Genomic DNA, 9,493 nt, shown 5'->3' with positions numbered 1-9,493 from the left:
GCGCGTCTGTTTCTTCTTCGCGGCGTACTCGAGTTCGGAAAAGCTCGACTGCATGGCAGGCCCCTGCGGGTGGATCGTCTCCGGCATTATCCCAGCTCAGCTCAACGCCGGGAAGGGGGGAATAAATCAGCGTTTCCTTCACGCAATTCCGCGCCGATGCTGTGCGGCGCGAGATCGCCCACCAGTTCCGCCCAGCCCATCGGCTGCCACTCGATGTCGATGCCGTCGTCGCGCAACTGCACTCGGTCGATCAGCAGCCGCACCAGGCGGCAGCGTTCAGCCGGAAACAGCTGATTCCAGACCGCCGACAGGTTGCGCATCGCCAGCACCACCGCCGGCTCGTCGATGTCCGCCTTGCGCCGCTTCACTTCGTCCCACACGGCCTGGACGATTTTCGGGCCCTGCAGCGCGGCCTTGACCTGCTCCAGCACCAGCCCCTCGATCTGGTCGGCGGGCACGATGCCGAAGGGGTTGGTGCCCCGGCCGAACTTCTTGTCCGAACTGGGCAGGTAGTAGCGATACAGCTTGCCGCTGGATTTCTTGGTCGCGGTCGGCAGCATCCGGTCGCCGTTCGGGGCGAACAGGATGCCGCGCAGCACGGCGTCGGTCTTGTGCTTGGTGAGGGTCATCGCCGCCCGCTCACTGGACTCCTCGGCGAGTATGGCCTGCACCCGATCCCACAGCGCCTGGTCGATGATGGCCTCGTGCTGACCAGGGTGGTTCTTGCCCTTGTGGCGGATGACGCCGAGGTAGATCGGGTTGCGCAGGGTCTTGTAGAGGTTCTGCTTGGTGATCGGCCGCCCGGCGCGGAAGACGCCCTTGGTGTTTGTCCATGCCTTGGTGGTGATGCCCTGGCGGTTCAATTCCCGAGCGAGTACCGTGGTCGACCGCAGGTCGACGAAACGCTGCCAGATGCCGCGCACGATGGCGGCTTCGGCCTCGTTCACCATCAGTTGTCGCTGGCCGACGTCGTAGCCCAGCGGCGGCACGCCGCCCATCCACATGCCCTTGGCCTTGCTGGCGGCAATCTTGTCGCGGATGCGCTCGCCGGTCACTTCCCGCTCGAATTGCGCGAAGGAGAGCAGGATGTTCAACATCAGCCGGCCCATCGACGTGGCCGAATTGATCTGCTGAGTGACGGCGCTGAAGCTCACGCCGTGCCGGTCGAAGAGTTCCACCATCTTGGCAAAGTCGGCCAAGTTGCGCGTCAGCCGGTCGATCTTGTAGACCACGACGATATCGATCTTGCCGGCGTCGATGTCGGCCACCAGGCGCGTCAATGCCGGGCGTTCCATGTTGCCGCCGGAGTAGCCGCCATCGTCGTAGTCGTCGACCACCGGAATCCAGCCCTCGGCGCGTTGGGCACTGATGAAGGCCTGCCCGGCCTCGCGCTGGGCGTCGATGGAATTGAAGGACTGGTCCAGGAGCTCGTCGGTGGAGACACGGCAATAGACCGCGCAGCGTTTGCGGGTGACGGGCGCCTTCATTGCTTGCCGCCCTTCTGCTTGAGCCCGAAGAACGCCGGCCCCGACCATTGGCAGCCGGTGATGTGGCGGGCCACCGCCGACAGGCTCTTGAACAGCTTGCCGTCGAGATCGTAGAGGCCCGCCGGTGTGACGGTCACGCGGTATTCCTGGGCGTTGAACTCGCGCAGCAGCACGGTACCCGGCATCAAATGGATTTCCGCACCCCGGCGCTTGGCGAACACCGATTTCGATTCGCCGAGCCGAACCAGCTTCTGCCGGATGTTGGGGTCGATGCCGCCGTAGGCCGCCTCCTGGGCACCTCGAAAAACCCCTCACCCCCTGCCTCTGATAAAATTCCCTTGTCCTGATTCGTGAGGAGCCCGAACCATGACGCGCCGCACTGCGATTCAACCCGATTCTGTTTGCCGCTGAGGAACATCGTGCCAAGCTCGAGCGGCTCGGCGATCCCCTGCAGGAGATGGAGGCGGTGATCGACTTTGCGGCGTTGGCCGCGGAAGTGGGGAAGATTGCTCCGCTCGAGGATCAACCCAAAGGCGGGCGGCCCCCTGTCGGATCGAGACGAGGGTGCGCATCGCGGTGTTGAAGCGCATCCACGGGCGCTTGGACGAGCAGATGGGTTTCCACGGCAAGAGCCACTACGGCTACAAACTTTCGGTCTGTGTCGATCGCAAGCACAAGATCATCCGGCGTCTGAAGACCGACACGGCCAGCACCCACGACAACCAGCACTTCGAGACACTGCTTGACTCCGGCAACACGGGCCGAGACGTCTATGCCGACCGGGGCTATGCGAGCAAGGAGCGGGAAGAAACGCTGCAGGCCAAAGGCTACCGGCCGCAGATCCAGCGCAAGGCAAAGCCCCACCGGCCACTGCCCAAGCGGCAAAAAGCACGCAACACGCGCATTGCCCGCGTCCGTGCCCGGGTCGAGCACGTGTTTGCCGCGATTGAGGCCATGGGCGGCAAGATGATCCGCACCATCGGACGAGCCAGAGCCGACTTTGCGCTTACTCTGATGGCTGCCTGCTACAACCTTCGGCGCACGGTGTGGCTCGTGAAGTCCAACGCCATCCCCTGGTGAGGCCCACCCACGGCCGTAGTGTGCCCGCAGCGGTCGTGGGCAGGAAAAAACCGGGGCACGAGGCCGCAACGAGCGGCCAGAACGAGGGGAAATCGGAGGGAATTCAGTGCCGAGCGTCATGAAGACCCTGTTTCACTCCAAATTCCCCGGAAAACGGGGGTTGATCGAGGTTCCCATCTGTTCGTCCGAGAGCCCGTAGAGACGCTTCAACACCACGATGCGCACCCTCGTCTCGATCGGATAGGGCGGCCGCCCGCCTTTGGGTTGATCCTTGAGCGGAGCAATCTTCTCCACTTCCGCGGCCAACGCCGCAAAGTCGATCACCGCCTCCATCTCCTGCAGGGGATCGCCGAGCCGCTCGAGCTTGGCACGATGTTCCTCAGCGGCAAACAGAATCGGGTTGAATCGCAGTGCGGCGCGTCATGGTTCGGGCTCCTCACGAATCAGGACAGGGGGATTTTATCAGAGGCGAGGAGGTGGGGTTTTTTCGAAGTGCCCCTGTGTCTTCCTTCCTGATTACTGGCCGATGTCGGAACGGCAGATGCCCTGCATGTCGCAGCCGCTGCAATGGGCCACGCGGCAGAGCCGGTTGTCACGGATGTCGCGGCCGGTGGCCACCACCAGCGCTTCCGTTTCGCGCAGCAACGGTTCTTCCACCAGTTCCCGCTGGGCGGTGCCGGCGCCCTGGTCTAGGTTGTAGATTTCGATCAGGTCCGCCGAGTGGCCCGTCAGCTGCTGGTAGCCCAGGGCATAGATGTGGAGCTGGCGGCTGGTGACGTCCTCTTCCTGGGCGCGCTCGGTGGACTTGAAGTCGATGATGATGATCTGCTGGGTGTCGGTGCGGCGGATCAGGTCGATGCGGCCATGCACCACCACGCCATCGGCGAGCTTCAACTCGATGGATTTCTCGGCGTATTCGATCTTGTCCAGCAGGTGGCTGTTTTCATCCAGGTAGCGGCGCAGGGCCCGATCCGCCTGCACCCGCATGTCATCGCGCAATTGCTGCCAGGCGTAGGGCAGGTGCAGGTGGGTGTCGAGCAGTTGCGGCACCGCCCGGGCGTCCAGGTATTCGCCGTCCAGCGCCTTGTGATGGACTTCCGCCAGCGCGTCGTGCAGCGACTTGCCGAAGCCGAGCTTCTCGTGGAAGCCGGGGTTGAAGCCGTACATGAAGCGCAGCTTGAACTGGTAGGGGCACTCGTAGAAATACTTCAGCTCGCTGAAGGTGAGCAGGATTTCCGACTGCGCCTGACGTGGCCGGGGCGGCAGTTTCTCGATGGCCGGCGGCGCGGGCTCGCGCGTGAGCACGTAAGCGGAGGCGGTGATTTCGCGCAGGAAGGGCGACTTCCTGGCGAACATGCCCTTGGCCGCCTCGGGCGCCCAGGTGCAGTAGAGATATTTCTTGGCCCGGGTCAGCGCCACGTAGAGCAGGCGGCGCTCGTCCGCCTCGCCGCCATTGAGACGGTGGCCGCCCACCACGGCTGCTTCGGGCAGAACGCTGGACCACTTGCGCCCGCCCTGGCCTTTCGCGGGGAAGCGGTTCTTGACCAGGTTGGGCAGAAAGACGACGGGGAATTCCGTGCCCTTGGCGCGATGCACCGTCATCACCTGCACGGCATCCGGCTGGGCGAAGCCGGCGTCTTCCCAGCCCTCGGGATAGTAGTCGGGCGCGTTGTGGATCAGGTAGCCGGAGAAACTGGTGTAGAGGTCGTCCGGCTTGGTGTGGAAGTGGATGGTCTCGTAGTCGGTGATGACTTGGCTGAACTTGCCCAGGTTGTAGAAAACGATTTCACCCCGCGCCCGCTCGTCGCCCTCTTGATGAGGGATGGCATCCTCGCGCAGTTCGACGGCGGCGAGGAAGCCCGTGTAGGTGCCCTGCAGCGAGTAGGTCGATTTCTGCCAGCGGTTGGGCCAATCGGCCTTCTCGGCGTCCAGCCAGGTGATGCCCTGCCGGATTTGCACCAGGGTCAGGCCCAGATCGGCCTGCTGCCATGCCTGTTCCAGGGCGGCTGCCGTCGTGATGCCGGCCAGGTAGTGGAAGACGGCGCAGGCGGCCTGGGCCTCGGCGGTGTCGAACAGCCCGGCCATGCCCTTGACCACGTAGGGAATGCCGGCCTCGCGCAAGGCATCCAGGACGGGGCCGGCGCTGTTCTTCACGCTGCGCAGCAGGATGGCGCAGTCGGACCAGGACAGGCCCCGGGTCTCGCCGTTCTCGGTGAACGGCATCCCGCGCATTTCCTGAATCTTGCGGGCGATCCATTGCGCCTCACTTGCCGGGCTGTCGAACTTGAGGCAGAGCAGGTCGCCATGCTGGAAGGCCTGGGTGCCAGCGCTCTGCATGCGCTTCTCCAGACGCCCGTCATTGCGTTCCACCACCTGCCGGGCGCTTTCCACCACGCCTTCGCTGCTGCGGAAATTCTCGGCCAGCGCAACCCGCGTGACGCCGGGGTAGCGGTCGGCAAAGCCGACGATGTTGGCGATGTCGCTGCCGTTCCACTGGTAGATGGTCTGGTCATCGTCGCCGACCACGCACAACTGCGCGCCGAGGCCGTGAAGCAAACGGATCAGGGCTTCCTGCAGGGGATTCACGTCCTGGTATTCGTCGACGATCAGGTACTTCACCCGTTCGGCCATCTTCTGCCGCAGGCCGGCATCGGCCATCAGCGCCCCGACCGCCTCGGTCAGGATCATGCTGTAGTCGAGGTAGCGGTGCTCGTGCAGCAGGGCAGTGTACTTGGCCAGGGCCTGGCGCACCGGATGATCCCCGAGTGCGGCCTCGTCGATCTGGGCCTCGCGCACGAGGGAGAGGATCTTCATGTACAGCTTCGAATCCTTCCAACGCTCCAGACGTTTCCCATCGTGGGTGGCGAGGTCGCGCAAGCCGCACTGGATGCAGTAACGGTCGATGAGCAGGCGCTGTTGCACCTCACTCAACACCGAATACTTGAGGAAGCGGAAAAGATAGGTCTGGAGCAGGTCCAGGCTGAAGCCGTGAATGGTGCCGACGAACATCTCGGCCAGCCCGACATCCCGCCCCAGCTGTTCGCGGCACAAGCGATGGATGCGATCCTTGAGTTCGCCGGCGGCCTTCTCGGTGAAAGTGAAGGCCACGATGTTCGCCGGGGTGATGCCCTCGGCGGCCTTGGTGCTCAGGATGTTGACGATGCGCTGGGCCAGCACCTGGGTCTTGCCCGATCCCGCGCAGGCGATCACCTGGAGATTGCCGTCCAGATGATCGATGGCCTGTTGTTGGCGTTCCGTATATTGCATTCTCGACTCGCTCACGATGTGTACTTGGGCAACACGCCCTCGCGGGCGAAGCTGTACGCCCGCTCGCCGGCCACGATGATGTGATCCAACACCGGTATGCCGATGGCGCCGAGCGCCTGCACGAGCACGGCGGTCAGCTGGTGGTCGGCATTGGAAGGCTTGGCCGTGCCGCCCGGGTGGTTGTGGGCCAGGATGACGCTCGCCGCCCGGTGCCGCAGGGCCTCTTCCACGACGTGGCGCGGATGGACGTGGGCTTCCTTGACCGTGCCCTCACCGATCAAGGCGGGATAGAGCACGCGGCACTGGCTGTCCAGGCACAGCACGTAGAACACCTCTTCGGGCCGCCCCGCCATGAGGGGGACGAGGTACTCGGTCACGGCCTCGGAGCTGGTGAGTCGAGGGGCATCACGATTGACCCGGTCGTGGAAGTAGCGTCGCGTGATCTGCGGGATCAGGCTCAGGAACGCAGTGGCCTTGTCTCCCATGCCTTCGACGCTGGCGATGTCCTTCGGGTCGGCTTCCAGCGCCGCCGACAGGGAACCGAACCGGCGCATCAACTGGTGCGCGATGGGATTCGTGTCGGATCGAGGGATGACGTGGAAAAGGAGCAGCTCGAGGACCTGGTGATCCTCGAACCCGTCCAGGCCATCCTCCAGGAAACGTGCACGCAGACGCTCGCGGTGTCCTTGATGAATGTCCGTCGATTCTCCCCTTCCCGCCATCATCCCCTTTCGCCTCTTCTATCGCGTGTCGACGAGGTCGCCTGCCTGATTCGCGCGATAGAAAATATTGTCAATTCAAAGCACTGCACTTCTATCGCGGCCGCCATATCGCACATCGCCCCTCGATTCGGGTTGTTTTGCGCGATAGCTCATGCCGCGACCCGATACCGGCGCCAGCGCTTCTCGCCCTGGTAACGCACGGTCCCGTCCGCAACCAGGGATTCCAGCACCCGTTTCACCTGGCTGCGGGGAATCTCGGCGCCGATCCGCTGATGAATCTCGCCAATCGCCGAATCCGGATAACGCTCAAGGTCTTCGACGATCAGCGCCCTGAGCCGATGGGGTTCGATGCGCTTGAGGCTCGTGGCTGCGGGAAACTCGAGCCGACGCACCAGGCCGGGATCGACAAAATAACGCGTCGCCTGCGTGCGGCCTGTTTGCCTCACCAGCCCCCAGTCCAGCAGCCGGGCTATCCAGGGGCGCAGTGACTCGGCATCGTCGAGTTCGAGTTGCCTTCCGAATTCTCGGGCGGTCATCGCTTCATGCTGAACGAGCAGGCCGAGCGCGATGCGCTCGCGCTGGGTGAGTGGATAGGCCTGACTCGCCTTGGCAATGAAATCGATGGAGTGGGGCTTGGGCGCCGCCCGGGCAACGGAGACCTTCACCCAGTCCGGGCCTTCCGTGACCCGCGGGACCGGGCGCCCCTGCGACAGCAACACCTCGTAGAGGATGTCGAAGCCGGTGCCCTCCCGCTCCATCAGCTTGAGGTCGTGAAACAGACGCGTAAGGTGCTCGTTGCGCCTGCGGGATTCGTGCAGGACATTCTCCGGCGTCACCCCCAGCGGCAGCGGCCCCGGATTGACCACTTCAAGCCGATCCGGGTGGAGGCTGATGAAGATGTCGCCGCGCTGGGTATAGGGGCGATGGACGAGCGCATTGATCAACAGCTCGCGCACCACCACCTCATCGAACACCGGCACGTTCTGCCGGAACAGCCCGTCTGGAATCTCGTAGAACTCGCGGAAATCGGGAACCTCGCGCCAGACGTGGTCCACCAGCTCCATCGGGGAGAGGGTGTGGTCGTCCCAGACGAGCTTGTTGACCTTGCGTTCTTGGGCGTCGTACTTGATGAACTGGATGACGGGCGCCGTGCCCAGCCGTGCCCGATCCGCTTGTGTGCCCACGCACAGCACGCCAAGGTTGGTGAGCCCCTCGCCGTGGGCGAGCAGGTAATGGTTGAGCAGCTCGGCGTCGGTCTTTTCCTTGACCGAAGGCTTGACCCGGTCGGAGGCGCGGATGCCGGCCACCAGGGCATCGAGCTTAGCCCGATCCACCGATTCCCTCGGCACCCGCAGCGTGGTCTGGGTTTCCCAGGGCAGTGCCGAGCGCTCGGCGGCAAGCCGCATGACGTCGTCGCCAACGACGGGCTTGCTCTCGTCAGCAACTCTCAGGAAGTAGCGGCCGTCGGTGGTTGATGCCACAGTCATCGAGCGGCGCACGTGCAACTCGATGTATTCGCCGCCGTTCTCGGCGTGCCGGATTTCCGGCAGCACGGACACATTCACGGTCCGCTCGCCGATCTTGCGCCGAATGACATCGACGAGGGATGGATCGATCCGCTGACTTGATGCGGGTGCCGCTGCATCATCCTCGATGCCGATCAGGAGCCGGCCGCCTTGGGCATTAGCAAAGGCGACACAGTCCTTGGCGAGGCCGTCCCAGTCGGCATTTCGCCCGGTGACGGCACGCAAGGATTTCTTGTCGATCAGCTGCCCTTCTTGGCTCATTTCTCCCCTTAGCCTTCAGTCCAGAACCACCAGAAATTCCGTTGCCTTGACCACTGGCACCAGCAGCCCCTTGTCCCGGCGCAATTCAACCAGCCCGTAGCTCGCCATCGTTTTCAGCGTCCGCGACAGGTTCGGCGGCTTGCGTCCGGTCAGTTCCGCCAGCTCGGCAAGCGACCCCGGCTTGGCATCCCGAATTGTCCGCAGCACCGCCCGGTTGTCGTCCGACAGCACGGCGGCGAGGGAACTGGTCGAGTGGAACCACACAGTGGGCTCCCCCCGGCCGGGTTTGTACCTCCCCTTCGCAATCGCCCGTTCTCGCTCCTGGAGCTTATCCGGGGCCATCACACCGACTATGCAGCGGCTCATATCGCTTGGCTTCTCATGGAAACCGGCAATCGGTTATCATCTTATCATGAGTTCATAAGCGCGGCCACGTTGTGCAGGGCAATCGCATCAAATCTCTGTAAGGCCGAGAGCGCCTGGCGGTAGGCATCAGAAGAGGCGGCAAGGATGCGTCGGGTACGGATACCGCCTTTGCGGGCTGACGTGTTCAGGCGAAAGAGGTTGAGCACGAGCCGGCGGACGAGGGCGAGATTGGCGCTGGCGTTGCGGGCGCGGTCGCGCATCTGGTCGTCGTTGAGTGAGACGTCGAGGCTCCAGTGCAGGCAGTTCTCGATGCTCCAGTGTGCTCGTACCGCATGGGCGAGCGTTTCGGCCTCGGCGGCGATGCTGCCGAGGTAGAAGCGGCGCTCGAGGCTAGTCTTACCCTCCAGGGTGCGTTCGACTTCGATGACGCCGAACATCTTCAGATCCGGCCATTGCTGAGGATTGGACAGGCACTTGAGTTGGAGAACGGTTGTGTACCATCCTTTCTGTAAATTCCGTTTAGCGTCTATGGCAGGAAGTGCGCGGCGCTCGGTCTGACGCCATGACTTCGAGAAAGGAGTATGCCCATCATGGCGATGCGTGTCGAAACCAATCCTCTGGAAGCGGCTTATGCTGTGTTGCTCGAACACGGACTCGATGGGGCTGGCGAGGCCCTGCGCATCCTCGTCAATGAAGCCGCCAAGATCGAACGATCCCAGTTCCTTGGCGCGGCGCCCTATGAACGTAGTGAGCGTCGGCGTGACTACGCCAACGGGTACAAACC

Annotated in this window: 8 protein-coding genes and 2 pseudogenes; 2 read left to right on the top strand and 8 right to left on the bottom strand. The window is 63.6% G+C overall.

Features of this window, described 5'->3' with window-relative positions; genetic code table 11:
* Nucleotides 1–101: 101 nt before the first annotated feature.
* Complete coding sequence (locus EPD81_RS10465; protein ID WP_142805383.1) at nt 102–1,487, bottom strand: recombinase family protein; 1,386 nt, start codon at nt 1,485–1,487, stop codon at nt 102–104.
* Nucleotides 1,484–1,735, bottom strand: coding sequence for a DUF2924 domain-containing protein (locus tag EPD81_RS10460; RefSeq protein ID WP_370456509.1), 252 nt, complete (start codon nt 1,733–1,735; stop codon nt 1,484–1,486). Before EPD81_RS10460 ends, EPD81_RS10465 begins: the two co-directional genes overlap by 4 nt.
* Before the next feature lie 118 nt (nt 1,736–1,853).
* Here EPD81_RS10460 and EPD81_RS10455 point away from each other — a divergent pair.
* Nucleotides 1,854–2,567: pseudogene (locus EPD81_RS10455) on the top strand (transposase).
* Nucleotides 2,568–2,741: 174 nt separating this feature from the next.
* Here EPD81_RS10455 and EPD81_RS10870 read toward each other — a convergent pair.
* The 6 genes and pseudogenes from EPD81_RS10870 to EPD81_RS10425 all read right to left on the bottom strand — a co-directional run.
* Nucleotides 2,742–2,991: pseudogene (locus EPD81_RS10870) on the bottom strand (transposase); the annotation flags it as partial.
* 92 nt (nt 2,992–3,083) lie between these two features.
* Nucleotides 3,084–5,834, bottom strand: a complete 2,751-nt coding sequence (locus tag EPD81_RS10445) for an ATP-dependent DNA helicase (RefSeq protein ID WP_142805381.1) — start codon at nt 5,832–5,834, stop codon at nt 3,084–3,086.
* Between the two features lie 11 nt (nt 5,835–5,845).
* On the bottom strand, nt 5,846–6,559 hold the full coding sequence (gene radC / locus EPD81_RS10440) for a DNA repair protein RadC (protein WP_221929309.1): 714 nt from the start codon (nt 6,557–6,559) through the stop codon (nt 5,846–5,848).
* Between the two features lie 146 nt (nt 6,560–6,705).
* Entirely contained in the window at nt 6,706–8,343 is a 1,638-nt protein-coding gene (locus EPD81_RS10435) for an ATP-binding protein (RefSeq protein ID WP_142805380.1), read from the bottom strand.
* Nucleotides 8,344–8,358: 15 nt separating this feature from the next.
* Nucleotides 8,359–8,607, bottom strand: a complete 249-nt coding sequence (locus EPD81_RS10430) for a helix-turn-helix domain-containing protein (RefSeq protein WP_221929308.1) — start codon at nt 8,605–8,607, stop codon at nt 8,359–8,361.
* Nucleotides 8,608–8,753: 146 nt separating this feature from the next.
* The gene (locus EPD81_RS10425; protein WP_185955435.1) at nt 8,754–9,359 is read right to left on the bottom strand and encodes an ISAs1 family transposase; all 606 of its coding nucleotides are present in this window, start codon (nt 9,357–9,359) and stop codon (nt 8,754–8,756) included.
* On the opposite strand from EPD81_RS10425, the gene EPD81_RS10690 reads away from it, so the two are divergent.
* Nucleotides 9,300–9,493, top strand: a 194-nt coding sequence (locus EPD81_RS10690; protein WP_185955434.1) for a transposase, incomplete at its 3' end; no start/stop codon positions are given. The two genes, EPD81_RS10425 and EPD81_RS10690, sit on opposite strands and share 60 nt — an antisense overlap.

This window comes from Tepidiphilus sp. J10, assembly GCF_006980785.1.
Lineage (GTDB): Bacteria > Pseudomonadota > Gammaproteobacteria > Burkholderiales > Rhodocyclaceae > Tepidiphilus > Tepidiphilus olei.
The sequence above is the reverse complement of the archived record's forward strand: the minus strand, read 5'-3'. Positions and strand labels throughout refer to the sequence as shown.

Bases quoted from the DNA above. Each gene is read 5' to 3' on its own strand.
- EPD81_RS10465 (WP_142805383.1), bottom strand. From the start codon at position 1,487: ATGAAGGCGCCCGTCACCCGCAAACGCTGCGCGGTCTATTGCCGTGTC.
- EPD81_RS10435 (WP_142805380.1), bottom strand. From the start codon at position 8,343: ATGAGCCAAGAAGGGCAGCTGATCGACAAGAAATCCTTGCGTGCCGTC.
- EPD81_RS10445 (WP_142805381.1), bottom strand. From the start codon at position 5,834: ATGCAATATACGGAACGCCAACAACAGGCCATCGATCATCTGGACGGC.
- radC (WP_221929309.1), bottom strand. From the start codon at position 6,559: ATGATGGCGGGAAGGGGAGAATCGACGGACATTCATCAAGGACACCGC.